Here is a 23,197-nt window from a genome sequence, read left to right as displayed (position 1 = left end):
ACTATTTTAATGAGTAAGAAAAATCTTTTTATATTTTTATTTCTGGCCCCGGCCTTCGCTTTAATTCTTTCAGTAATCCATATTTATTACGGAATTTACGTCTGGGAGTTTAAAGGCCCAACAACAACTTTTGAAATTAAGCCAGGTGATTCATTTGGCCCAATCAATTTCCGCCTTGCTGACAATAAGATGATTTATAGTGCAAGACTTTTTCACCGTTACTCTAAGTTCAGTCAAAAGCTCACTTCATTCAAAGCTGGAGTTTACGAAGTTGAACAAGGTCTTACAATGTCAGGAGTACTTGAACTTTTAACTAGTGGTCGCTCAATAACAACAAAGGTTACGATTCCAGAAGGAAAGAACCTCTTTGAGGTCGCTAAGATTCTCGAGGAAGCAAAAATCATTGCCTCTGCTGATGAATTTATTCGACTTGCTAAAAACGAAAACTTTGTAAAAAGTCTGGGATTAAATGCTCAAAGAATTGAAGGTTATCTTTATCCCGATACATATAACTTCACTCCGAATTCAACTCCAAAGTTTGTTATCGAGTCAATGTATAATGTGTTCCAAGCAAAGACAGCTGATCTTGATTTTTCAAAAACAAATCTCTCTAAATTTGAAGTCATCACTCTTGCTTCCATCGTAGAAAAAGAAACAGGTGCAAAGTTTGAAAGACCTCGTATCGCTGGTGTATTTCATAATAGACTAGCAAAGAGAATGAGACTTCAATCAGATCCGACAACGATTTACGGAATCTATGAAAACTACAATGGTAACCTTAGAAAAAAAGATCTTCTTGAGAAAACTCCTTATAATACATATAAGATACCTGCCCTTCCAATTGGTCCAATTTCAAATCCTGGAATAGAATCGATTAAAGCTGTGCTTGAGCCAGAGCAACATCAGTTTCTATACTTTGTAAGTAAGAATGATGGTACTCATATCTTTTCTAAAAGCTATAAAGATCACAATGAAGCTGTTAAAACTTGGCAGATCAATAGAAAGAACAGAGCTGGAAAAAGTTGGAGAGATCTTAAACAATGAACCTTTGGTCTTGTTACTCTCCTGACTACATAGAGGCTGAGTTTAATCGCATGAAGGAACAACTTGAGACTGTCGAAATGTGGCAGACTCTTGATGACTATCGCGAAAAATTCTCTGGCTACTTCACAGAAGTATCAAGTCAAAATTGTAAAATCCAACTCGATGAAAAATATAAAAATGCTTATGGAAGAATCCATGTGCAAAACCCTATTTTCTTTCACTATCCAAAAAGAGATATGCTTTTTAAAAAAGATATCTTCACGATTGAAACCGGGAATATCATCAGTTTTAAAACTCCAACTGAAGTAAAATTTAGAGATCTTAGAGTTTCAAAACGTTTCTACTATAAATACCAAGATTTCAAGAATATCTCATTTCACACTGATGACTCTGAAATCATTCATAATCATATTCTTACTGATATTTCGACAACAGGTTTAAGTTTTGTTGTTAACCAGAAGGATAGGAATAAGATTAGTAAGAATAATAAAATCTTAATTGTAAGTCTTACTGATCAAAACCTTGAAGAAGTATTAGAAGCAAGGGTCATTTACCTTACTCCATTTAAACTTTCTCGCGAAGCGAATAGCGAACTTATTCAAATAGGTGTTGAGTTCACTTCGCCAATGGATTCGATTTCATACCGCTCTATTAGTAAAATAGTTAAATCGAAACAAGAGAAGATAAAAGGACTTGATACAACTAAATTCAATGGGCTAAACCCTGATGAATTTAAAAGAGCAATTTCAACTATTGCCCAGTCTAATAAGCAATTAGCCCTCAATATTAGGGAACGCTCCGAGGACATTGATCGCCTTCGCTACCTCACAATTGAAATGAAACGTGCCTTCTTACTCGAAGTGAATCATGATCTCCTAGCTTGTGCCATGAGAATGTCATCAAAAGAGTTAATCTTTGATCTATTTAGTGAAGTCACAGACAGTATCCGAGATGAATTCTTAGAAAAGCTTGATGAGCAAAAACCTGCTTCGGCAATTAACAAGGCCCAAGATGCTATATGTAAATTTATTAGTGAAAAGGAAAGAAGTGGGGAAATCATTTTAGATCCCCGCTCCTACTTAAAAATGGTCTAGTTACCGACAGCGAAGTATTTATCTGAATTTTTCAATTTCTTATAAAGTTTAATTTTTTCTCTTGTTAAAAATGTTACACCGTTTGGACCATCATTTTCCACTTGAATTGCATCTATCATCGCGACCTTAACAGAGTCCTTATCATCTATTTGAACAGGGTATAACCTAATAAAAGTTGTCATTGTCTGCTCATCACTTCCACCAGCAAGCATGACAGTCATCACACTTAAACCATCTGGTCCAAGATTATTTCCAAGCGATTGTACTTCAACCTTTGCGTTATAGAAATCATCATTCTCTAATAAAGTGATCTCTCCCTTATTTGTGATTGAGAAGAGTACATCATTGCCTGTTTGTGGATTTTTAAATTTATAATCACCTTTGAAAACATTCATTGCATGATACTTATTAACAGCACCAAATGCAGAAATCGCGACAAAAAATGCGACAAGAATAAACTTAATCCTACTCATTACAACCCCCCAAATATGATTCTTCTCTCATATCGAAGGATTGTAATGGTTGGATATAGCTTTTGAAAAATTTACAAAATCTATTTAATAATCGAGTCCTGATTTCCTAATATGAGTCTTGACCTCGGCTGCTTCATCATTAACATAACTTGCGATTACCTCCGCAAATACGATGGTGTGATCTCCAGGCTTTTGCATCGAAACCATCTTACACTCAATGGCCGATTTTGCTCCCTCAAGAATAACTCCCCCATGATCTCCATCTCGATGCGCGATTTCAGAAAATGGATTATCTTCAGGTCCATAACCACTCCAAAAGTACTTCAAGTAGTTCATGTCATGCTTTCCGACGATATTGATTGTGAAAGTCTGGCCTTCCTTAATTGGACCGTAGCAAACACGATCTTCCTTAATGGCTACAGCTACCATTAGTGGAGAAAAAGAAACTTGCTGTACCCAACTTGCAAGGTAGCCGTCTTTTTGACCATTATTATTTGTCGTAACAACAAATAGACCAGACGGGATATGCCCCACTGCTTTTGCAATATCTCTACTCATTTTCAACTCCTTATCTAATTTTGACTAATATTGTTGGCTATTTTTAAGTTTAATCTACACGTGTTCATTTCGGCAAAAATCTCCAAACAGCTATAAAAACACAGATATCTTAATTTTTTAAGCTCATCTTCCGAATAAGGCCTATATTGTTTTAGCACAAAAACAATCTAATTTGTTTGAGGAGCTAAGGCAATCATTGCCCCAATTTTATAATACTTATTTAGATTATAAAATTATTGTGCCTAGCATTGTTTAGAAATAAGCTTCTCAAGGAGGAAGATAAATGGATAAGGAAAAATTAGAGTACTTCAAAGCAAAGCTTCTTCAAATGAAGTCTGAAATATTAAATAGCGGTATTCTTTCTAAAAGAGACGATTTACATATTTCTTCAGATGATCTTCCGGATGAAGCAGATATCGCTCAAAATGTAATTGAACAAGAAATCTCATTTAACATGAGAGATAGAGAATTAAATAAGTTAAGACACATAGAATTCGCACTTCAAAGAATCAACGAAGGAAGTTACGGACACTGTGAGGATTGTGATGAGCCAATTGCTCATAAAAGACTAGAGAATCAGCCATGGGCCGAATATTGTATTGCTCACGCTGAAGAAAGAGAAAGATCTGACCATCGTTTCAAGCGAGTTAGTTAATAAAAGAAAGGCCAGTTAATAACTGGCCTTTTTTATTGGTTGAAAAATTTCACCTCGATATTTAAAGTGATCTGCTGCCTTAAAGGCGACTAACTTCGAAACCTCTTTATCCAGATTTGTAGCATATAATGCCTTTGTCGAAGCCAAATTACGCTTGCTTGTATTAAATCCAATTCCTGTTACCTCCCCGTTCTGAGTCTGTTCATTAAACATAGCTAGAACTGTTACTAATAACCCTAATAGAAATACACTTACTAATTTCATGCTTCTCTCCTTGAACTCATCTAGGCATCCTGCCTACCAATCTATGAGCAAAGCCTGGGCCAAAATTTTGTACAAGAATTCATCTATTTAAGTGGTGTCAGTGCTAAAGTGACCGTCAAATAGACACCGCCCCCAAGAAAAGTGATTAGTATTTTGACACCCATGAAAAAATTGAACACATCAAGTAGACACTAGAGACTCAAGTTCCTGATTATATTACTCACCTATCTGGCATCAGTATTGCTTTGTAATACATGACAAATTAATTGTCAGAAGTGAGCAATTAAAAATAGTATTAAGTAGGAGAATATTTTGAAGCAATTTTTAACACGTCCATTTATCCTTGCTGCATCACTTTTAGCTGTTACTTCGCTCACGTTTGCTGAAACTCCTTCGATCTCTTTAAATGATCTTAAGCAAAAGATTACTAAGCCAGAATTTCAAAAAGAATCATTTGATTCTGAAAGCATCTTAAAGTCACGTTATGTGAGCTGGGGTGTTCAACCAGAGAACCAATCATCATCTATTAATATTGTAGATGCTTGGAAGAAGTTTGAAGGTAAGAAAGAAATCGTTGTGGCCGTTATTGATACAGGAATTGATCCAACTCACCCATTCTTAAAAGATAATCTTTATACAAAGAATGGTACGGCATCTTCTACAAATTACGGAATGGACTTTTCTAAAAGTACTAAAAATAAGCTTCAACCAATTGATACTCACGGACATGGAACTCACGTTTCAGGGATTATTAAAAGTGTATTCCCAAAAGTAAAAATTCTACCATTAAAGTATTATGATAAAACAGCATCAGGTAAAGATAATCTAGATTCTACAATCGCTGCACTTAGATACGCAGTTGATAGTGGTGTCGATATTATTAACTACTCAGGTGGAGGTCCAGAGCCAGATTATGCAGAACTTGAAATCCTTAAGAAAGCTGAAGCAAAAGGAATTCTAGTTGTAGCTGCTGCTGGTAATGAAGAGTCAAATATTGACCAAGAAAAGAACGCTTACTTTCCAGCAAGCTATAAACTTAGCAACATTATTACAGTAACTGCTTATAATCAAAGTCTACAAATTCTAAGCTCTTCTAACTACGGAAAGAACAGCGTAGACGTAGCAGCACCAGGTTACAGAATTAAGTCTGCACTTAACTTTGGAAAAGCAGGTTTCTTAACTGGAACAAGTCAAGCGACAGCATTTGTTTCTGGAGTAGCAGCTCTTTTAAAAGCTCAATTCCCAGAAATTACAGCTGCTCAAATGAAGAAAGTAATTACAGAATCAGCAAAGAAAGAATTTAGCTTTGTTAATAAGTGTAAATCAGAAGGAAGAGTTGATGCAGCTAAAGCTCAAGAGCTAGCAGCAAAATTACTTAACCACGGAAATGATTCAAAAGTTGCAAAGAATGAGAAATCAAGAGATGTAGCAAACTCTAAAACAACGGGAAAAATCATCTATAGACTTAACCGTTAATTATAAAACTTTGAATAAGTTAAAAATGTGTAAGACAGGCACATCAAAACTGTCACCATCATCAAAGTTAACAAAATAGTACCAATTGAAATAATCCCCCCGAATTTATAACTTAGAGAGAGCTTTTTAACAGAAGCTTTCTCTAGGTTATATTCAGTGATAACATCTTTGATTCTTGAAAATAGAGAGTGATTTTCGACATTACGACGATTAAGCGGATGCCACAGCTCACTTTCCTCAACCCCAAAATCCATCAATTCAAGAATCGTATCTCGAAGCTCCTGTAAGTACAGTGCTCGATTATTATCAGCAATGCTCTTATCACTATAAAAGTAATCAAGAAGATCGTTATATCTCAGTTTGATTTTATTGATATATTGCTTGAATCTATTATCTTCAAGGAATAATTTTGGATGTTCTCTTTCTAATCGAGAAAGAGAAAGAAAGAAGTTCTCCTTCATCGTATAAAATGACTTCTCCCCTAGCGGTTCACCTAGAACTGATTTATTTCCATCATAGTGACATGTATCACAAACACCACTATCATAAGCAAATGAATCACATTTCGGGCAAACCTCTCCCTCACCTTGATGAAAGAGATGAGAATTATTTTTTACGTCATTTAAAAATTCGATATCCATATATTTATTGTAATAAAGCTCAGTAGCTTCTGGCAAATTTAAATTGAGCTTAGTATGATATGAAGATGAAATATAAAAACGAAATTATCTTCTTCATTGGTGGTGCTCTTTACGCTCTCGCCTTTCCATTTTTTGAAACATCATATTTTATGCCAGGAATAATTATTTCCAGTGCAATTTTTCTTTCTCAGTTTTTTAATTCAGGGCTGACTTTAAAAAAGAAACTCTTCAATACTTTGATTTATATATGGGGCTATAACTGTGTAGGGTATTACTGGCTAAACTTTACTCTTTTCGAGTTTGGTGGACTCTACCCTCCTTTTAATATACTCATGTGGCAATTGTTCACTCTAATCATTGCTCCACATATTCTTCTATTTACTTGCATCTCACACTATGTACAGAAGAGATTTTCAACAACAATCATTTATCCTGCAATTTTAGTCTTCGTTTACACGACTCTCGAATACTACATTCCTCAGCAGTTTCCCGCCCACCTGGGACACCCATGGCAAGTACTAACCCCATATCTTAACCTTGCAGGAATTTTTGGAGTGCCTTTCTACTCTGCTCTAACAATGCTGATAGCAGTTGGAATTATCTTAAAGAAGCAAAAGATAAGAAAAAGTAATCTTTATCTGGTCCTTTCATTGGTTCTACTGACAATCAACTTTCTTGCAGGAAAGATAGAATCAAAAACAAATGAAGAATTAAACCTCAGAATTGTGCAAGCAAATATAGGAAATGATCTTAAATTAAAATCAGAGCAAGGATTGCAACTAGCAGCTTCTCAAGTAGTAAATACATATAAGGCGATGTCTCTAAAAGATCTTCCAAGTGACACTGATCTCGTAATTTGGCCAGAGACGGCTTATCCACGTGTTCTTTCGACGACTCACTCTCCTAAGGCACCTTGGGAACTTCAGGATACGATTGAAAGAAGTGGTGCTAAATTATTTATTGGTACTTACGACCTTGCTCATCAAAGAATGGACTCATACGAGCAACAGTATAATACTGCCATACAGTTTAATGCAGATTCAACAATGGATAAGGTCTATCACAAGAGAGTCCTAATCCCTTTTGGAGAAGGTCTTCCATTTGGCTCTCTTAATCGTCATATCGCTCCTTATGTTAGAAATATTTCCTTTTTTGCAAAGGGACAAAACTCGACTGTCTTCACTTTAAGGAGTTCAAAGTTTATTAGTCTAATATGCTATGAAATTCTTTTTCCTGAATACTTAAGAAGTTATTTAAACTCTGTCGATGATGAGGTTTCTTTTATGATGAATCTCACTAATGATTCTTGGTATGGTCCTTATGCTGAACAAGAGCAACATCTCTTCCTTGCTAAATGGAGAAGCTATGAATTTGGGCTACCACTTGTACGAGCAACAAACACTGGTATCTCACTTGGAATGAATGCAAATGGACAAGAGATTGCAAGAACTAAGAATTTTGAACAGACTACATTAGATTTTAAATTTAATAGTGTGAAGTATGAGCCCTCGTTATATTTAAAATATGGTTTTTTAAATTATACTGGGCTCATGATTTTTATATTTGGACTTATTGGAATTACTTCGAAAATCCCTCTTTTAAAAGATCGTGCATTCTAAGAAAACCAACAAAAATTCCATTATCAAGAACTGGGAGCACATATATTTGTCGCTCCTTAGTCTCCATCACTTCAAGAGCACTGTAGGCAAGACTATCTGCAGTCGTTACAACAGGACTCTTTGTCATAATATCTTTTAATTTAAAGTTGATAGCCTGATCACTCTTAGCTAGGTTTCTTCTAATATCACCTTCAACCAGCAGCCCCTCTAGTTCACCTTTTGCATTTAAAATAGCGCAAGCCCCAGCTGGATTCTTTGTCATCTCAAAAATTGCGTCCCTTAATGTTTTGTCTCCATCAAGTGTAGGACATTGCGCCTTATCCCACATAAGGTCTCTGACTTTCATCACAAGTGACTTGCCAAGAAGTCCTCCTGGATGATTTTTTGCAAAACCTTCTTTTGAAAGATTAACAACACTTTCATAAAGAACGGCCATTGCATCTCCCATAGCTAGTGCTACAGTTGAGCTCGTTGTTGGGGCAAGGTTATTTAAGCAAGCTTCCTTTTCAACTGAACAATCAAGAACGATCCCACATTTTTGTGCGATTTCATTTTTTGTATTACCTACCATCGCAATAAGATTGTCTTTTGAATTACTTATAAAAGGGAGAAGTTTTAAAATCTCTTCTGTATTTCCAGACTTTGAAAGAAAAGCAATAGCATCATCACTTCCAATTCTTCCAAGATCTCCGTGAAGAGCTTCTGTAGGATGCAAGAAGATTGATCTCAGACCTAACGAAGCAAAAGTTGAAGAAAGTTTTTGAGCAATTAAACCCGACTTTCCTACTCCACAAAAAACGATTTGATTATTGGTTGCTCTAATTTTTTTATATAAATCAACAAGTAGATTACAATTCACTTCATCCAAGAGATTCATGACTCTAGTAATAGAGTTTGCTTCTAGCTCTAAAACTCTTTTCATTTGTTCTAATGCATTCATTTCGTCCTCTTTGACTGAATTATTTTTTATACTATACTAATAAGATAATAATATTAAATTCTTGGTCATATGACCATTTTATAACTAAATAAAGTGAAACAAAAATGATTAAAAATCTCAAAAGAACACTACTGCTAATTTTATCATTGAGTCTTTTTAGTGGTTGTAGCTCTTACGAACAGTTTCAAAATCTTGCGGAAGAAACAGAAATCCCATCTCAAGTTTTTAAATTTAATTTTAATCAAACGTGGCAAGCAGTACTTGAAATCATGCAAAAGTACGATCTTGCCCTTAAGAATCAAGAAGCCGGTATTGTAAAAACTCGCTGGATCGACAACACAATTCAATTAAATTTCAATGAGGCGTTTGGTTCTCAGGATATGGTTAAGTCAGCACGTTTCAAACTTGTCATCAATGTCGTTAAAGGATTTAGAGGATCGCAAGAAGTATCAAAGGTTTCGGTATTTAAGCGCCAAATGATTGAAAAGGATTTCCTTCAAGGATGGAAGGTTGTTCGTTCTGATGGAATCTTAGAGAATACAATTATTTATAGAATCAATAGAATCTTACTTAGAGAACAGATGATTAAGAGTATCGAAGATAAGAAAGCAAAAGAGGAAGCTAAAAACTTTTAGTTCCTCTTTTCAATAATTAAATTAGCGTATTCGATATTTTAATTTTCTTCCAGTAGTTCTTTTTCAATTTTAAAGAACCTTGTGGAGACTTTTTATTGTAGAGCTTCTGAAGTGCTTCATCTATTTCAACATGAATATCTTTGTACTTTTCTTTTTGCATCATCGATAACAAAGGCTCTTTTGCTTTCTCAAACTTTAGCTCACCTACTGTCGTAATAACATTTTTAATTATATGAGTTCTTTTAGAACCTTTTGTCTTATCGCTGACATGATAATTCTTCTTATCATAAAGCATTGCCCACACATTTGGAGCAAGATCTGTTAATGCTAAAGTTTTTACAGTCTCAAGAGCCTGGTATCTTACAAGCATTGAACTATCACTTAAAAGTTTTTTGTAGATATCTTTATATTGAACTTGCTTAAGCGCTGCCAGCGTCTTAAGAGAAGCCATTCTCATAATCCAATCAGGGTGCGTTGAGAATTTTGATATAAATGGAGCAGATTTTTTTCCCATTACTTGGCCTAGTAAAAAAGTTGCCATCCATCGATTCTTATCAGGAAAAGTTTTATCTTTCATAACTTTAATAAGTGATGAGACAGACTTCCCTTTCATATTAAGAACTTCATCACGAAGAACCATCATTTCTTTTTTATTTAAATTTTTTCTAAATTTCTGCTCTATTGGAGAGGCTTCAACTTTCTTAATTTGTGAAGTACTCACACTTGCACTTACAGAAGTACTAATCAATAAAGTAGTTAAAATGGTAATTCGTAAGTTTTTCATAAATTATCCTAGCATTTTTTCAAATTCGCTTAATAACTCTTCTGCTGACTTTTGCTCACCTTCATTTGAAGGAACCATCATATCTTCATCTGATGCAGATACTGGTTCTTCAGCAGGTGCTTGAGACTCAGTAATTGCTGCAGCCATTGCAGCTTCAAGATCTTCCTCTTCATCAGCAACTGGAGCATCAGTTAAGTCTTCTGCCGGAGCAGGTGCTGCTTCAGCAACTGGCTCAGGAGCTGGCTCAGGAACTGGCTCAGGAGCTGGCTCAGGCTCAGCAGCAGGAGCAGGGGCTGCACCACCGGCTTGAAGCTGATTGATTGTTTCTTTGAGCTGTTCATTTTCCTGTTGAAGACGTCTGAGGTTTGCAAGATCTTCTTCAATGATCTCGTATTCTTTAAGTCTATTTTGAAGTTCAACTTTTTCTGCTTCAAGTGCTGCAACAGTTTCAGAGTCACCACCATCAGAACTTCCCGCATCAGCAAGATCATTTCTTGCTGCTTCTAGTTGTGCTTTAAGTGAAGCAACTTCGCCTGTAAGTTTTGCAATTTCTTCTGCACCATCATTCGAACTACCACCTTCAGCAAGTAATCTTTCAAGTTCTTTAATCTGTGCATTCTTATTACCAATTTGTCCGTTGAGAGCCGCGATCTCAGCATTCTTCTGAGCTAACTCTTCTGAACTCACACCAACATTTCCAGTCGGAAGACTTCCAGCAGGAACAACAGAAGGAATACCTTCACCTGCTTCTAATCCTCCCCCTCTAAAGAGAGATGACTTTAATGCATTTGAATTTTGAATTACTGAATCAAGATAGTTCTTCAAAACTGTAGCAGGTATTTGATGCTTTAATTCTTGCATCTTCTTTCTTGTATAAAACCAGTAAATGATTATAAAACATAGGATCAACAGTAGTATCGAAAGAGAAATATAAAATACATTATCACTAATATGCATCATTTCTCTGATAAATCTTGTTGCTGTCTGACTCACTCTATCCATCCTTGGAAAAAACAATTTCACTTTAATTTTAACATAATGTTAATAAAATTATAGAGATACCTGCCATTTTGTGCAAGTTTTTAAATCATTGGAAATATCGTCTACACGCTTAGTTTTTTAACGAGAATCTTGTGAATTGGATTTCTTGCCGAAAGTACATCGGCCACGAAAACCGAGTGTTTCGATCCATCAATTTTTGTCACTTTCACACCTGATTCACGACAAATAATGGCTGGAGCGGCCATATCCCAAGGAGCAAGACCAACTTCCCAAAAACCGTCATAGAGATTTATTGAAGTATAACAGAGATCAAGGGCTGCAGAGCCCATTCTTCTTACCGCTCGAACTTCAGAAAGTAATTGAGTAAATTGTTTAATATGTTTTTCAAAATTCTTTTTTCCAGAGCGAATAAATCCAGTAGAAAGTAGACAGGAACCCAACTCTTTTCGTCCAGTTTTTTGATAAACAGTTTTCGTCACATTTTTACTTGTATATTTTGTTCCATTTCCTTTGGAAGCAAGAAATGTCTCATTGCGAAGTGGTGCGTGAACAACTCCTGCAACAGGTACCCCATTTTTTAATAAAGAGATACAAACTGCAAAATAATCAAGTCCATGAAGAAAGTTATTCGTTCCATCGAGAGGATCGATTACCCAAAGATATGGAAGATTTTCGTATTTTTTATAAAACTCTTTCTTGCCTTGGTATTCCTCATAAAATTGTTCTTCCGCAAGAAAAGGAATTTCAGGATAGAGCTTTTTTAATTCTTGAACAATAAACTTTTCAGAGTCTATATCAGCAGCAGAAACGATTCCGTGCGCATCCTTACTTACAACACCTACTTCATCAAGCTTCTTTCTAAATTTTAGAATTCGACGACCTGCTTTTTTAGCAATCGTATCAATATTTTTTTCAAGAAGCAGATAATCAATCTTAGTGCTCATAAAATTCTTTTTCTTTTTCGCGTAATACGTGCTCAAGATCAGACTCTGTTAAAGCTTCTTCACTTGGAACAGTGTAGCTTTCATTTAACCACATACCGAGATCTTGCATTTGACATTTTTCGCTACAAAATGGACGAAATTCACTTGAATAATATTCAAATGTCGTCTTACATTTTGCACACGGAATATTTAATTTTTTCTTTTCCATAAAAAACCATTCTTCTTAAACTTTTCGGCAAGCGGACTTTCATTCAACTCAATGTCATCAATACGTTTAACTACTCTAATTCCACTAAAACTATTCGTGATAAAAGCACCATCAAAATCTGCAATAGAGCTGACATTAATATCATACTCCACGAGTTTGATGTCTTTTTCATCACGACAGAATTCAATTAAATTTCTTCTTAAAATACCATCAAATACCCCAAATTGTAATGGAGCGAAGAAAATACTTTTTCCTTTCGTGAAGAAAATATTAGATGTCGAAGTATCTAGAATATTTCCTGTCCTATCATGCACCATGAGGACATCATCATAGCCCTCAGCTTCAGCAATAATTTTTGCTCTAAACTGAAATGCGTAATTTCCAAGTTTTACATATGGGGGCATACCATTATTAAATAAGGAACGATGAGTTTTTAATGATACCTCACGGGTGACCAGTAGCTTATTTCCAAGGTAAATTAAACAGAGAAATTCATCATTCATCTTAGAGATTGTGATCCTGATATAATTAGCCGCGGTTGTCTCGCCGTTGCTAGAAATTAGCTTCAAATTCTCTCTCACAGGGCTAAAATCGGGCCTCTTTTCATTAAAGAGATATGCGACACCTTTTTGAAGTCTTTCAAGGTGCTCCTCCATAAATGGAAGCTCCCCGTCGACTAAATTTGACGAAGTGAAAACACTTTGCCCATAAAGATAGCCTGAGTTCTCATTTAATTTATAATTACAAGCACTTAGCTCACTAATAACTTCTACTCTCACTCTTTACACCAATTTCCCATACGTGCTAAAAAACACTATGACTAAATTCTTAGATAACTCTATTCTTATCATAGGTTACGGTGCTCAGGCAAAGGCATGGGCGTTGAACTTTAGGGACTCAGGCTATGCTGTTAACATCGGCCTAAGAGCTAATAGCCAAAGTACACAGCTCGCGCGAGAAGCAGGTTTTAACGTTATAGACCTAGACATAGATCGACTTGACCATTTTCAGTTCCTCTGCTTCTTAACACCAGATAATAGTCACAACACTATTTTAAAAAATATTTCTAACAAGTTATCCACAGCTCAATCACTGATCTTTGCACATGGCTTTAGTGTTTATTATGAAAAGCTTGATGAACTCTATCCTCATCTTAATTTTCTACTTCTCGCACCAAAAGCAATTGCCAGTGAAGTAAGGTTTAACTTTGAAACAAAAGCTCCATTAACGGCAGTCGTAGATGAAACTTTGGTCACTCATTTTAAAGAAGAAACTCAAGAAGCATTTGAAAAGTTGTGCAAAGGACTTGGAGTTAATATTGGTCCCATCCATTCCTCATTTAAAGAAGAAGCGGAAGCTGATTTATTTTCAGAGCAAAGTATCCTTTGCTCTCTTATCCCTTTTGGAGCAAGAAAGTCATTTGAAAAGCTTGTGCAAAATGGCATCTCTGAGGAAATCGCATATATCGAATGCTGGCATGAGGTTAAGCTTATTGCAAATGCAATGATCAAGATTGGCCCCCAAGCTTTCTTCTCAATGATATCTCCAAATGCCCTTCTGGGAGGAATAAAGGCAAGTGAACTTATCTTTGATAAAGAGATGGATAGAAAGTTAACTCAATTATTCAATGACATTAAATCTGGTGATTTTTACAGGCAAACAACTCATACAGATTTTCAATCACTTCAATCTACTGTATTAAATGATTGGGAAAATACGAGACTACAACAGATATACAACACACTAGGAAGAGAACTTGGAAAAAACAGCTAAAAAGAAAATTCTTGATACAAGAAAAATTAGAAAGGCAAAGTTTGCGACAACAAAGTCTTCCTTGCAAATGCTTACTTGTTACGATTTTCAAACTGCACAGATGTTAAATACAACAGATATCGATCTACTTCTCATTGGAGATAGTGCGGGAAACGTTGTTCTAGGAAAAGATACCACTGTAGAAGTAACACTTGAAGAAATGATAATGCTAGGCTCAGCAGTTAAAAGAGGAGCACCAGAAAAGTTTACTGTTGTTGATATGCCATTTGGAAGTTATTCAACTTTTGATGAAGCGATCAAGAATGCAACAAAGTTATTCAAAGAAACAAAGTGCGAATCAATAAAGCTTGAAGGAGCTTTTGACTACCAATTAGAAATTATCAAACGCCTAACTCAATCAGGGATACCAGTTATGGGCCATATCGGTTTAACTCCCCAATCTGTACACGAGCTAGGTGGCTACTATACTCATGGCAAAAATAAAGAAGACCAAGAAAAGCTCATGGCCGAGGCGATTAAACTTGAAAAAGCTGGATGTTTTGCAATTGTTCTTGAATGCGTACAAGAAGATATTTCTTCTAAGATCACCAAAACTCTTTCCATCCCAACAATTGGTATTGGGGCTGGCCGCGGAACAGATGGTCAAGTGTTAGTAATCAACGACCTTCTAAAGATGGGACCTAATACACCTCCTAAATTCTGCACGCCTATTGCAGATTTATTCCAACTTAAAAGAGACTTGATTACTGAATATATTAACGATCAAAGAGAAAGCGATAATGCACAATTATCACATCATTGATTCAGGTAATACTAATCTAAAAGTTGCAACCTTCGATAAAGCAGGAAATATCGTCAATCGTATTGATAGTTTACTGCCAGAGGACCTCGATAAGTTTATAACTAATAACTCTAATGATTACTTTGCTTCGTGCTCAGTAAACTTAAATATCACTACGTCAGAAAAAATAGAAAGTTTTGAAAAAGTAAAAGGGACTCTTGATTTTAAATCGAGGTACTCAAATCAAATTGGCAGTGATCGTTTTGCAATTTGTTACTCACTTCAAAAACAATATCCAACTGACTCTTTAGCAATTATTAGTGCCGGTACATTCACAACTGTAGATTTTATAAAAGATGGAGTTCATCTAGGTGGTTATATATTTCCAGGTGTACAGACATATCTTAATTCTTATAGTGCAGGCGCGAAACTTCCCATTCTTATGCCAAAAGATCGGCCATCTCAAAAGCAGTACCCACAAAGTACAGACGAAGCAATACTTTCTTCACTTGCATGTTTTATGGATTCTATTACTTATTTAACAAAAGATTTTAAGACAGTGGTGACCGGTGGAGCGTCACACTTTTTCGAAATAAATGGAGAACTCGATAAAAATTTACTTTTTAAGTCTTTATTCTACATCTTCATCAATACTACTTGGAGTTCCAAGTAAAGATGCTAGCTCTTTAGGTATCATTATCGCTCGATATTTTTTTCCATTGCTCATGCGAATCCAGTAACCTTGGGTTACTCCAGACTCCATAACAATATTAATAGGTTTAATTGAGATGATATGATCAATATTTAAAAGAACAGGTGTAGTTGTCTCTTCTAATGCTTGAACATCACGATCACTGATAATGTGGAATTTTGCTAAGTTCATAGGCAAATCTTAAGCAGTAAACAGAATATTAGCAATGGACCGTGGCAAATTTATATACTTAATAATCCTTGCTAATACTCGGTAATGTGATCCTAAAACAAGTATGTTCCTGATCATTAATCAAATTTAATTGTCCATTCATACGAGTAATAATTCGCCTCGAGATAGAAAGTCCAAGTCCCGTCCCCTCTTCCTTTGATTTTGTCGTAAAGAGAGTATCAAAAATACGATTTTCAATTGAAGGATCAATCTTCTCCCCGCTGTCAATAACATCGAGAACAACACAACTACCTTGCTGATAACACTTTACCTTTATCCACTTATCCTGACGATCTTTCACTGCATGTATTGCATTTGTAACAAGATTTGTAAGAACTTGAATGAGATGCCCCTGATTACCAAGAACTTTAAATTGTCTTGATTCGACCTCTGTAGAAAATGAAATATCACTCTCCTGCAGTTTTAAGTGGGTAAAGAAATAAGTTTTACTAATAGCTTCTGCAATATTTAAAATAACAAAGTTATCTTCTTCTCTAATAAGAGATCTCATATCATTAAAAATTTCAATAACACGTGCAGAGGCAGTCTTTAGCACCTCAATCGAATTTGCGACTTTGTCCATATCATTAGTAGTCGCTGCTTTTTCAACTATTGCAATATGCGAATTCAAGACAGTCAAAGGAGACATTACTTCATGAAGAATCTGGCGTCCAACATCTGACATCGCTTTTAGTTTCTCTCCCGAAACCACTTCTTCTTGTTGTCTTTTCTGCTCAGATACGTCTTCTCGAACAGAGATAAACTCTACAATATTCCCTTGGAAGTCACGAACAGGAAAAATTTTTGTCTGAATCCACTGGAGATGGCCATCTTCATTCTTATTAAGAATTTCACCGCTCCAAATTTGTCCACTTAATATTGTACTCCACAAATCTTTAAAAAATTCATTGTCATGATAACCAGAATTAAAAATCCTGTGACTTCTACCAATAATATCTTCTTCTTCATAACCTGTTAGCTTACAAAAATTATCATTAACAAAGAGAATGTTTCCATTGCGATCAGTGATAGAGACCATGCTTGTCTCGTTCATGACATGCCAATAGCTTTCAAGTTTAATTCGCTCGTTTTCTTCCCTTGTGATATTTTCAAAGATTCCGCCAACTTTTGTGACGACACCACTTTGATACTCAATAACTTGGCCAGTCGTTTGAACCCAAATCTCTTCTTTGTCATAAGTCACAAGACAACAATCAATAAGATAGTTTTCCTCATAGCGAAGGAGACTTTCAAATTTAGAAATCAAAAGATCTCGAAACCTAGGATGATAAAATGATACAGCTTCCTCAACAGATGGTTCATATGATAATGGTACGCCATGAATCACCTTAGTTTCAGGGGACCATGAAAGTTTCTTAGAAACAAGATCGTATTCCCAAGAACCAATAAAAGAAAGTTTGTTGTGCATCAAATTAGCCTTATTTCTCATCAAAAGTGTTCCCCTATCATCGGCTTCTTCTAAAAAGAATAGATGATCTATATCAGTAAAGTATAAAAGAATTGTGAATATTTTATAACCTATTGTTTTTATTTAGAAATTCAGAGAAAAATTCAGCTCTTACATCATGTCCATCAAAGTCACTTAATCTTATTTTATACCAAATTTTAATATATTTACAAAACCGCCCTATTTTGAAATATTGCGTGTAATCTAGGATGTTTATGAGAATTTTACTGGGTGTTTGCGGCTCGATAGCTGCTTACAAAACTTATGATTTAGCGCGCGGCCTCCAAAAAGAAGGTCATGAAGTTAAGGTTGTGCTTACAAAGGGTGCAAGCGAATTCGTGCAAGCAAAACTATTCAAGTATCTTGGAGTCAAAGAAGTCTATGAGTATTCTGATGATTTTAAAAATCTAACGGACAGTATACTTCACATTGAATTAGCAAAATGGGCCGAACATTTGGCAATTTTTCCTGCCAGCGCAAATACAATCTCTAAACTTGCCATGGGCCAATGTGACGATCTTTTAACGTCAACATTCATGGCAAAGAGAACGGACACAATCGTCTCGATTTATCCTGCAATGAATACTTTTATGTGGACTCATCCGATCACGAAAGAAAATATTGATCTTATCCAAAGACTCTATATTGCAAAAAATATATTCATTCATCCTCCATCAGAAGGATTACTCGCATGTGGAGATGAGGGCTCTGGAAAAGCTCCAGATATTCAAAAAGTAATTAACTGTATTTCAGCAATTAATCCAAGTATTGATAGTAACTCTCCCCTATGCTTAATCAACACTGGGGCGACGATTGCCCCAATCGATCCTGTTCGCTACGTCACAAATAGCTCAACAGGTATTACTGGGTTTCAGCTAGCAAAGGAAGCTTTGAAGCGCGGTTACCGTGTTGTGCTTATTGCTGGAAAGAATGCCACTTCAAAAATTGAAGACCTCGCATTTCTTCCTGGTTTTGAATCATATCGGATCACAACAACAAGAGATATGAGAGAGAAGGTTCTCGAGTACTTCGATAAAGCTGACTTCTATATTTCAAGTGCGGCCATTAGTGATATTGAATTTTCTCCTAGTGAACAAAAACTAAAAAAAGATAAACTGGAAAATGCGCTATTTTTTAATCAAGCACCAGATATTCTAAAGGAAATGGTTGAGCGTAAAACGGCCAACAAGAGTGCTATTCGTATTGTTGGCTTCGCTGCTGAAACAGATCTTTCTTTTGAAGTGCTAAACAAGAAATGGACTCGCAAACCTGTTGATCTTCTTGTTGGGACTCTTGTTCACAGTGGTCTTTGCCACGATAAGAAGGTTTCTGGTTTTGCAAATAACGAAGCTTCATATAAATTTTTTCAAAATGGTGAAATCATTCTCGATGAGATCATTCAAAAAGCTGATCTACCTTCAGCGATATTCAGAGAACTAGAGAAAAATGGTTAAAGTAATTAGAACGGTTTTAGAACTAAAACAATATCAGAGTGAATTCTTTGAAGGAAAGTCCGTTGGTCTTGTGCCAACCATGGGAAATCTCCACGAAGGACACCTAAGCCTACTTGAGCGTTCAGTCTCAGAGAATGATATCTCAATAATTACAATCTTTGTTAATCCAAAACAATTTGGCCCAAACGAAGACTTTGATAAATATCCCCGAACTCTTGAACAAGACGTATTAAAAATCGAAGATAAATTTAGCGAAAACATTCTTGTTTTTGCACCTAAAGACAATAGCGAAATTTACCCAGAAGGCTTTGATACAACCATTCAGGTAGGTGCTCTCACGAAGATCCTTTGTGGTGCAAATAGACCAGGTCACTTTGATGGAGTAACAACAGTTGTTTACCAACTATTCTCTCTATCAAAAGCGACGAATGCTTACTTTGGTCAAAAAGATTATCAACAAGTTAAAGTTATTGAGAAGATGACAACCGATCTTCATCTTCCGATTAAAATTACGATGATGCCAATATCTCGAGATCAGGATGGACTAGCGAGAAGTAGCCGCAACCAATACCTCTCGGCTTCAGATCGTGAGACCGCACTACTATTACCACGAACATTAGTAGAGATTGAGTCTATACTCAAAGAAGAAACTTGGGTAAACTCAATGATCAAAATAAATGAGGTTCTTGAAAGTCGCATTGCTGACAAGAATTGGGATTACTTAGAAATTTTAGATGCCTCTAACTTAAAACCAGTTAATGAGAACACAACCGAGGTTGTCCTCGTTGGGGCTTTTAGAGTTGGTTCAACACGGTTAATTGATAATCGAAAAGTGGAAATCAAATATGCTTGATAATGAATTTTATATCTCTCGCGAAGCTAAAGCTTCACTCGTTTCAATTGTCTGTCCTTCATTTGAAGAACATGCAACAGAAAAGGAAACCCTACGAAGTTTAGGTGAACTTAGAGAACTAATGAGAACACTTGGAATTGAAACAGGTGATCAGTATATTCAAAATAAGAAAGCAATTGACCCAGCTTCAATTCTTGGAAGTGGAAAGATTTTAGAAATTGCAGAACAAGCAAGAGAGGAAGGTTCTTCACTTCTAGTATTTGACTGTGAACTTACTTCGAGCCAAATTAGAAATATTAAAAAACTTACTGGTTTATCAGTTGTAGATCGTTGTCACATCATTCTTGAAATTTTCTCTGAGCACGCTCATACAAATGAAGCGAAGATTCAAATAGAGATTGCACGTCTTCAATATATCCTTCCTCGTCTTGCTGGATTCTGGTCTCACTTGGGCCGTCAGAAGGGGGGTATTGGGGTTCGTGGAGGAGAAGGAGAGCAGCAGATCGAGCTTGACCGTCGTATCATTCGTGAAAGAATTGAATTCTTTAAAAGAGAACTTAAGGAAGTTGAAAAAAGTCGTGTTGAACAGCGAAAGAGAAGAAGCAAGAAAGCAATCACGGCTGCGCTTGTTGGATATACGAACGCTGGAAAATCATCTCTAATGAATCGTCTTTGTCGTGTAAATGTTTTAGAAGAGGACAAACTCTTTGCGACACTTGATTCAACTTTTAGAATGCTAAACCCAGATACAAAACCGCCAATGATTCTCATTGATACGGTAGGATTCTTATCTAACCTACCAAACACTTTGATTGATGGTTTCAAGACAACTCTCGAATCAGCTCTTGAAGCAGATCTTTTAATTATTGTTTGTGATATCAGCGATGAACATTACGAAAAGCAATTAAAAGTTACAATGAACGTTCTCAATGAACTAGGTCTTGAAGGAAAAGAAAAGCTAATCGTTTTTAATAAGTCTGATAAACTTAATGATCCGATAAAAGCATCGATTATCAAAAGAACATATCCGGAAAGTTTTGTAATCTCGAGCTTTGATCCAGAACAGATTAAAGATTTAAGATCGCACATCGTAAATTATTTCTTAGAAAAACAAAATCGCTATGACCTTTTTGTTCCGTACGATGCTGGAGCTGCACACTCGCAAGTTGTTTCAAAAACCAACGTGATAAAAACTGCAAACTTTGAAAGAGGTATCTTCTATCGGGTGAGAGCTCCTGATTTTATCTTCGAGCCACTAGCTCTTCACCAGTTTTTAATTGGCCCTGATGACCCTCTAATTTCTGAGTTTAACTCATTGTAATCAGAGTGTTTTAGTCAAAATTAAAGTCTGAGTTTTTTAGTCCGAAACGTTAAGCATGACAAAAACAATCGGACTTTTACTACTTATGGCCTCTTCCCTATCTACTTTTGCACAAACTGCGAAAGTTAATGTGGAAGAATATTTATCAACAGATATGGAATTTATTTTTGAGATCCAAAGTCATGAGTACAATAAAGTAATTCTTGACTGCCAAGGTTTCATTAATAATGTAAATCTCGAGTTTCAAGATGGTTCTAAGCAACTTATGGTTCTTGATATTGGTGAGTGCGAAGATATTCACTCTAAGATTGTAACGGGACTTCAAAAGGAAGAAGGCGCCTGCCTGAAACTAGATTTTGACAGACGCGCATATCGAGTCGATTCGTCTTGCGATTAAGCGTAACGATAAATTAGGTGGTAACCGAATTGAGTTCTTACAGGACCTGAAGTTTCACCTACATTTAGTTTAAATGCAGCTTCTTCAAATGGTTTCACCATCATTCCCTTACCAAATGCCCCCAGGTCTCCACCTTGATCACCAGAAGGACAGTTTGAAAAACTCTGCGCTAGAGATTCAAAAGTTTGCCCCTCAGCTAATTTTTTTACTAAATCATTTGCTTCAAATTCTTGCTCAACAAGAATATGCTTACATGAAACTTTGCTCATAAAATTCCCTTATGTCTAAAATAATAAGTAGCCACTACAATCGTCAGTGAAACTACAATTCCAATAATAATATAAACTTGATCCTTATCCATATTTAAAACAACGCTTCGATTTCAGAAATTAAACTGACTGGGTTGATAGGTAGAACAAGGTGCTTTTCCTCTGTCTTCGCATCAGCGGAAATAAGATGAACAACAGGAATCTGCGTATTTTTAATAGCTTGAACCTGCTCTTCTGAATAACTTTCACTGCAAAGAAGTATAACATCCGGCGTAAGATCTGCAATAAAGTGAATTGATTCATCGGCATCATCAATGTGAAAAATCTCAATTCCCTGCTTTTTACAATATCCTTCAATGGTACGTCGTAGCATTTCCTGCTTTGATATTACAAATAGCTTTTTTACTTTCATCCGTTCACCAATCATGTTAGTTCTATAATAGTATTTTTGTCATAAGGAACAAACGATGTCTAGTACTGTCAAAATTATTGATAAAGAAACAGGTAATATTCTTTTTGAGTGCCCAGTTGAGCAAATTGAAAAAGCTTATGAAAAGGCCGAAGAATATGAAGGGTTTGGTCTTGATATCATCCTTAAAGCACCCTCTCTCCCTGAAACTCTCATTCGCTCTCTTGGCGCAACTGATGAAAATGTAGCGTCTCTGAATTCAATGCTTGATGAGGAGATCGCCTCTCACATTGAAGAAGATAGTGGGTGCAGTATTTGTCCACCCACAACAAAGCTTAATTAGAGTTTAATAACTTTTCGATATTCTCATTTGTCTTTTGAAGACTCTTCAAACTTTCCATTGCCTTCATTAGATCAGGATTTTCTTGGATGGCCTTATTGATATCACCTTGATCAATTTTGGTCCCAGTCTTTTTCATCATTTCATTTGCTGATTCTTCAAAGGCCGTATTCATATCTGCTTTAAGTGAGTCTTCTTTCTTAGTTTCATCTTTATCTTCTCTATTCAACATTGAAGTTGGTAGAACAAGTTTTCCAATTGGTGCACACTCTTGCATTTTATCAAGACGATTTACTGTAAAATCGAGCTCAATATTCTTAGTCAAAGTATTTCCTCCATAAGAAGCCTTGTCGAGTTTTTCGAAAGTCACTTTTAATGAACCCTCTCCTCGATAAATTTCAATTTGAGTCTCAGTTTTATCAATATAAACATCCTCAAGGACAAGAGAAGAAATCATATATGAAGATCCTGGAAGCTTTTCCCCGACCTTATATTTGTAAACTCCATCAGGTCTTTTAATTCCATCAATAGTCGTTCCATTAGTCATGGAGGTATCTTCAAAGCTCTTATTACAAATCCCCGGACGCGATAAATATCCCTTGAATTCATATGTAAAATCATCAATAAACGCTCTGTTTTGGATAGTCTTTTGACCTTTCATTTGATTTTGCTGAAACTTCATATAGCCCAAGGCCGCAACACCCATAAGCCCCATTGCAATTACGATCTCTGCAAGAGAGAAACCTTTATTATTTAATTTTTTCATTCGTTAATTATACTCAAAATAAAAGTGTGATCAAAATAAAATGCATTTGAAAATATTTCCGGCAGCTGGCTAAAACGACAAAGGGAGGTCATAAGACCTCCCTTCGA

The 23,197-nt window shown here is 35.8% G+C and carries 28 protein-coding genes and 1 pseudogene; 14 read left to right on the top strand and 15 right to left on the bottom strand.

Annotated elements, in window-relative coordinates:
• Positions 1–9: 9 nt before the first annotated feature.
• Positions 10–1,044 carry an endolytic transglycosylase MltG gene (mltG, locus tag M900_RS02560; protein ID WP_021273516.1) on the top strand — a complete coding sequence of 345 codons (1,035 nt, stop codon included), beginning with the start codon at positions 10–12 and terminating at the stop codon, positions 1,042–1,044.
• Complete coding sequence (locus M900_RS02555; protein ID WP_021273148.1) at positions 1,041–2,138, top strand: FliG C-terminal domain-containing protein; 1,098 nt, start codon at positions 1,041–1,043, stop codon at positions 2,136–2,138. Before mltG ends, M900_RS02555 begins: the two co-directional genes overlap by 4 nt.
• Here the strand turns inward: M900_RS02555 and M900_RS02550 are convergent.
• Positions 2,135–2,611: a hypothetical protein gene (locus tag M900_RS02550; protein ID WP_021273209.1), complete on the bottom strand. Its 477-nt coding sequence runs from the start codon at positions 2,609–2,611 to the stop codon at positions 2,135–2,137. The two genes, M900_RS02555 and M900_RS02550, sit on opposite strands and share 4 nt — an antisense overlap.
• 84 nt (positions 2,612–2,695) lie before the next feature.
• Positions 2,696–3,169 carry a flavin reductase family protein gene (locus tag M900_RS02545; protein ID WP_021273391.1) on the bottom strand — a complete coding sequence of 158 codons (474 nt, stop codon included), beginning with the start codon at positions 3,167–3,169 and terminating at the stop codon, positions 2,696–2,698.
• 283 nt (positions 3,170–3,452) lie between these two features.
• Here M900_RS02545 and M900_RS02540 point away from each other — a divergent pair, with 283 nt between their 5' ends.
• On the top strand, positions 3,453–3,824 hold the full coding sequence (locus tag M900_RS02540) for a TraR/DksA family transcriptional regulator (protein ID WP_021273317.1): 372 nt from the start codon (positions 3,453–3,455) through the stop codon (positions 3,822–3,824).
• 15 nt (positions 3,825–3,839) lie between these two features.
• Here M900_RS02540 and M900_RS02535 read toward each other — a convergent pair whose 3' ends face one another.
• Positions 3,840–4,088, bottom strand: a complete 249-nt coding sequence (locus M900_RS02535) for a hypothetical protein (protein ID WP_021273408.1) — start codon at positions 4,086–4,088, stop codon at positions 3,840–3,842.
• A 312-nt stretch (positions 4,089–4,400) separates the two neighbouring features.
• On the opposite strand from M900_RS02535, the gene M900_RS02530 reads away from it, so the two are divergent.
• Complete coding sequence (locus M900_RS02530) at positions 4,401–5,564, top strand: S8 family peptidase (protein ID WP_021273143.1); 1,164 nt, start codon at positions 4,401–4,403, stop codon at positions 5,562–5,564.
• Here M900_RS02530 and M900_RS02525 read toward each other — a convergent pair.
• A complete protein-coding gene (locus M900_RS02525; protein WP_021273448.1) occupies positions 5,561–6,205 on the bottom strand; it encodes a hypothetical protein in 645 nt (214 codons plus the stop codon). The genes M900_RS02530 and M900_RS02525 overlap by 4 nt on opposite strands.
• Positions 6,206–6,270: 65 nt before the next feature.
• Here M900_RS02525 and lnt point away from each other — a divergent pair, with 65 nt between their 5' ends.
• Positions 6,271–7,824 carry an apolipoprotein N-acyltransferase gene (lnt, locus tag M900_RS02520; protein ID WP_034730835.1) on the top strand — a complete coding sequence of 518 codons (1,554 nt, stop codon included), beginning with the start codon at positions 6,271–6,273 and terminating at the stop codon, positions 7,822–7,824.
• On the opposite strand, the gene M900_RS02515 is transcribed toward lnt, so the two are convergent.
• On the bottom strand, positions 7,784–8,764 hold the full coding sequence (locus M900_RS02515) for an SIS domain-containing protein (RefSeq protein WP_021273540.1): 981 nt from the start codon (positions 8,762–8,764) through the stop codon (positions 7,784–7,786). The two genes, lnt and M900_RS02515, sit on opposite strands and share 41 nt — an antisense overlap.
• A 104-nt stretch (positions 8,765–8,868) precedes the next feature.
• On the opposite strand from M900_RS02515, the gene M900_RS02510 reads away from it, so the two are divergent.
• Positions 8,869–9,399 carry a hypothetical protein gene (locus M900_RS02510; RefSeq protein ID WP_021273472.1) on the top strand — a complete coding sequence of 177 codons (531 nt, stop codon included), beginning with the start codon at positions 8,869–8,871 and terminating at the stop codon, positions 9,397–9,399.
• 16 nt (positions 9,400–9,415) lie between these two features.
• On the opposite strand, the gene M900_RS02505 is transcribed toward M900_RS02510, so the two are convergent.
• From M900_RS02505 to M900_RS16870, 5 genes are all read right to left on the bottom strand, one after another.
• On the bottom strand, positions 9,416–10,183 hold the full coding sequence (locus M900_RS02505; RefSeq protein ID WP_021273136.1) for a HEAT repeat domain-containing protein: 768 nt from the start codon (positions 10,181–10,183) through the stop codon (positions 9,416–9,418).
• 3 nt (positions 10,184–10,186) lie between these two features.
• Positions 10,187–11,176 (bottom strand): hypothetical protein, encoded by a 990-nt coding sequence (locus M900_RS02500; protein WP_021273218.1) that lies wholly within the window; start codon positions 11,174–11,176, stop codon positions 10,187–10,189.
• A gap of 110 nt (positions 11,177–11,286) precedes the next feature.
• The gene (locus M900_RS02495; protein WP_021273287.1) at positions 11,287–12,129 is read right to left on the bottom strand and encodes an inositol monophosphatase family protein; all 843 of its coding nucleotides are present in this window, start codon (positions 12,127–12,129) and stop codon (positions 11,287–11,289) included.
• On the bottom strand, positions 12,119–12,337 hold the full coding sequence (locus M900_RS02490) for a DNA gyrase inhibitor YacG (RefSeq protein ID WP_021273360.1): 219 nt from the start codon (positions 12,335–12,337) through the stop codon (positions 12,119–12,121). Before M900_RS02490 ends, M900_RS02495 begins: the two co-directional genes overlap by 11 nt.
• Complete coding sequence (locus M900_RS16870) at positions 12,319–13,116, bottom strand: aminotransferase class IV (protein WP_021273181.1); 798 nt, start codon at positions 13,114–13,116, stop codon at positions 12,319–12,321. Before M900_RS16870 ends, M900_RS02490 begins: the two co-directional genes overlap by 19 nt.
• 37 nt (positions 13,117–13,153) lie before the next feature.
• On the opposite strand from M900_RS16870, the gene M900_RS02480 reads away from it, so the two are divergent.
• From M900_RS02480 to M900_RS02470, 3 genes are read left to right on the top strand one after another with little or no spacing between them, the layout of a single operon-like run.
• The gene (locus tag M900_RS02480; protein ID WP_021273485.1) at positions 13,154–14,110 is read left to right on the top strand and encodes an acetohydroxy acid isomeroreductase catalytic domain protein; all 957 of its coding nucleotides are present in this window, start codon (positions 13,154–13,156) and stop codon (positions 14,108–14,110) included.
• Entirely contained in the window at positions 14,094–14,912 is an 819-nt protein-coding gene (gene panB / locus M900_RS02475) for a 3-methyl-2-oxobutanoate hydroxymethyltransferase (protein WP_021273544.1), read from the top strand. Before M900_RS02480 ends, panB begins: the two co-directional genes overlap by 17 nt.
• Positions 14,890–15,564 carry a type III pantothenate kinase gene (locus M900_RS02470; protein ID WP_021273190.1) on the top strand — a complete coding sequence of 225 codons (675 nt, stop codon included), beginning with the start codon at positions 14,890–14,892 and terminating at the stop codon, positions 15,562–15,564. The genes panB and M900_RS02470 overlap by 23 nt, the downstream gene beginning before the upstream one ends.
• Here the strand turns inward: M900_RS02470 and M900_RS02465 are convergent.
• A complete protein-coding gene (locus M900_RS02465; RefSeq protein WP_021273259.1) occupies positions 15,523–15,774 on the bottom strand; it encodes a hypothetical protein in 252 nt (83 codons plus the stop codon). The two genes, M900_RS02470 and M900_RS02465, sit on opposite strands and share 42 nt — an antisense overlap.
• 58 nt (positions 15,775–15,832) lie before the next feature.
• On the bottom strand, positions 15,833–17,263 hold the full coding sequence (locus M900_RS02460; protein WP_021273160.1) for a PAS domain-containing sensor histidine kinase: 1,431 nt from the start codon (positions 17,261–17,263) through the stop codon (positions 15,833–15,835).
• Positions 17,264–17,496: 233 nt separating this feature from the next.
• Between M900_RS02460 and coaBC the strand changes: the two genes are divergently transcribed.
• Genes coaBC through M900_RS02440 form a run of 4 tightly spaced genes read left to right on the top strand, consistent with a single transcriptional unit; the run spans position 17,497 to position 21,306 of the window.
• Entirely contained in the window at positions 17,497–18,735 is a 1,239-nt protein-coding gene (gene coaBC, locus M900_RS02455) for a bifunctional phosphopantothenoylcysteine decarboxylase/phosphopantothenate--cysteine ligase CoaBC (RefSeq protein WP_021273097.1), read from the top strand.
• The gene (panC, locus tag M900_RS02450; protein WP_021273321.1) at positions 18,728–19,588 is read left to right on the top strand and encodes a pantoate--beta-alanine ligase; all 861 of its coding nucleotides are present in this window, start codon (positions 18,728–18,730) and stop codon (positions 19,586–19,588) included. Before coaBC ends, panC begins: the two co-directional genes overlap by 8 nt.
• Positions 19,581–20,909: a GTPase HflX gene (hflX, locus tag M900_RS02445; protein WP_021273534.1), complete on the top strand. Its 1,329-nt coding sequence runs from the start codon at positions 19,581–19,583 to the stop codon at positions 20,907–20,909. Before panC ends, hflX begins: the two co-directional genes overlap by 8 nt.
• 55 nt (positions 20,910–20,964) lie before the next feature.
• Entirely contained in the window at positions 20,965–21,306 is a 342-nt protein-coding gene (locus tag M900_RS02440; protein ID WP_021273078.1) for a hypothetical protein, read from the top strand.
• On the opposite strand, the gene M900_RS02435 is transcribed toward M900_RS02440, so the two are convergent.
• On the bottom strand, positions 21,303–21,575 hold the full coding sequence (locus M900_RS02435) for a peptidylprolyl isomerase (protein ID WP_021273239.1): 273 nt from the start codon (positions 21,573–21,575) through the stop codon (positions 21,303–21,305). The two genes, M900_RS02440 and M900_RS02435, sit on opposite strands and share 4 nt — an antisense overlap.
• Before the next feature lie 94 nt (positions 21,576–21,669).
• Positions 21,670–22,002: a hypothetical protein gene (locus tag M900_RS02430; protein WP_157680525.1), complete on the bottom strand. Its 333-nt coding sequence runs from the start codon at positions 22,000–22,002 to the stop codon at positions 21,670–21,672.
• 31 nt (positions 22,003–22,033) lie between these two features.
• On the opposite strand from M900_RS02430, the pseudogene M900_RS02425 reads away from it, so the two are divergent.
• Positions 22,034–22,327, top strand: a pseudogene (locus tag M900_RS02425) (hypothetical protein); the annotation flags it as partial.
• Here the strand turns inward: M900_RS02425 and M900_RS02420 are convergent.
• On the bottom strand, positions 22,320–23,090 hold the full coding sequence (locus M900_RS02420; protein WP_021273478.1) for a prepilin-type N-terminal cleavage/methylation domain-containing protein: 771 nt from the start codon (positions 23,088–23,090) through the stop codon (positions 22,320–22,322). The pseudogene M900_RS02425 and the gene M900_RS02420 sit on opposite strands and share 8 nt — an antisense overlap.
• Positions 23,091–23,197: the final 107 nt, after the last annotated feature.

It is taken from the genome of Bacteriovorax sp. Seq25_V, assembly GCF_000447795.1.
Classification (GTDB): domain Bacteria; phylum Bdellovibrionota; class Bacteriovoracia; order Bacteriovoracales; family Bacteriovoracaceae; genus Halobacteriovorax_A.
The sequence above is the reverse complement of the archived record's forward strand: the minus strand, read 5'-3'. Positions and strand labels throughout refer to the sequence as shown.

Bases quoted from the DNA above. Each gene is read 5' to 3' on its own strand.
- M900_RS02525 (WP_021273448.1), bottom strand. From the start codon at position 6,205: ATGGATATCGAATTTTTAAATGACGTAAAAAATAATTCTCATCTCTTT.
- M900_RS02430 (WP_157680525.1), bottom strand. From the start codon at position 22,002: ATGATTGGTGAACGGATGAAAGTAAAAAAGCTATTTGTAATATCAAAG.
- M900_RS02440 (WP_021273078.1), top strand. From the start codon at position 20,965: ATGACAAAAACAATCGGACTTTTACTACTTATGGCCTCTTCCCTATCT.
- M900_RS02535 (WP_021273408.1), bottom strand. From the start codon at position 4,088: ATGAAATTAGTAAGTGTATTTCTATTAGGGTTATTAGTAACAGTTCTA.
- M900_RS02465 (WP_021273259.1), bottom strand. From the start codon at position 15,774: ATGAACTTAGCAAAATTCCACATTATCAGTGATCGTGATGTTCAAGCA.
- M900_RS02545 (WP_021273391.1), bottom strand. From the start codon at position 3,169: ATGAGTAGAGATATTGCAAAAGCAGTGGGGCATATCCCGTCTGGTCTA.
- M900_RS02510 (WP_021273472.1), top strand. From the start codon at position 8,869: ATGATTAAAAATCTCAAAAGAACACTACTGCTAATTTTATCATTGAGT.
- M900_RS02495 (WP_021273287.1), bottom strand. From the start codon at position 12,129: ATGAGCACTAAGATTGATTATCTGCTTCTTGAAAAAAATATTGATACG.
- M900_RS02505 (WP_021273136.1), bottom strand. From the start codon at position 10,183: ATGAAAAACTTACGAATTACCATTTTAACTACTTTATTGATTAGTACT.
- M900_RS02515 (WP_021273540.1), bottom strand. From the start codon at position 8,764: ATGAATGCATTAGAACAAATGAAAAGAGTTTTAGAGCTAGAAGCAAAC.
- M900_RS02470 (WP_021273190.1), top strand. From the start codon at position 14,890: ATGCACAATTATCACATCATTGATTCAGGTAATACTAATCTAAAAGTT.
- M900_RS02550 (WP_021273209.1), bottom strand. From the start codon at position 2,611: ATGAGTAGGATTAAGTTTATTCTTGTCGCATTTTTTGTCGCGATTTCT.
- lnt (WP_034730835.1), top strand. From the start codon at position 6,271: ATGAAATATAAAAACGAAATTATCTTCTTCATTGGTGGTGCTCTTTAC.
- M900_RS02435 (WP_021273239.1), bottom strand. From the start codon at position 21,575: ATGAGCAAAGTTTCATGTAAGCATATTCTTGTTGAGCAAGAATTTGAA.
- M900_RS02540 (WP_021273317.1), top strand. From the start codon at position 3,453: ATGGATAAGGAAAAATTAGAGTACTTCAAAGCAAAGCTTCTTCAAATG.
- M900_RS02490 (WP_021273360.1), bottom strand. From the start codon at position 12,337: ATGGAAAAGAAAAAATTAAATATTCCGTGTGCAAAATGTAAGACGACA.
- M900_RS02460 (WP_021273160.1), bottom strand. From the start codon at position 17,263: ATGAGAAATAAGGCTAATTTGATGCACAACAAACTTTCTTTTATTGGT.
- coaBC (WP_021273097.1), top strand. From the start codon at position 17,497: ATGAGAATTTTACTGGGTGTTTGCGGCTCGATAGCTGCTTACAAAACT.
- M900_RS02480 (WP_021273485.1), top strand. From the start codon at position 13,154: ATGACTAAATTCTTAGATAACTCTATTCTTATCATAGGTTACGGTGCT.
- M900_RS02555 (WP_021273148.1), top strand. From the start codon at position 1,041: ATGAACCTTTGGTCTTGTTACTCTCCTGACTACATAGAGGCTGAGTTT.
- mltG (WP_021273516.1), top strand. From the start codon at position 10: ATGAGTAAGAAAAATCTTTTTATATTTTTATTTCTGGCCCCGGCCTTC.
- M900_RS02420 (WP_021273478.1), bottom strand. From the start codon at position 23,090: ATGAAAAAATTAAATAATAAAGGTTTCTCTCTTGCAGAGATCGTAATT.
- panC (WP_021273321.1), top strand. From the start codon at position 18,728: ATGGTTAAAGTAATTAGAACGGTTTTAGAACTAAAACAATATCAGAGT.
- hflX (WP_021273534.1), top strand. From the start codon at position 19,581: ATGCTTGATAATGAATTTTATATCTCTCGCGAAGCTAAAGCTTCACTC.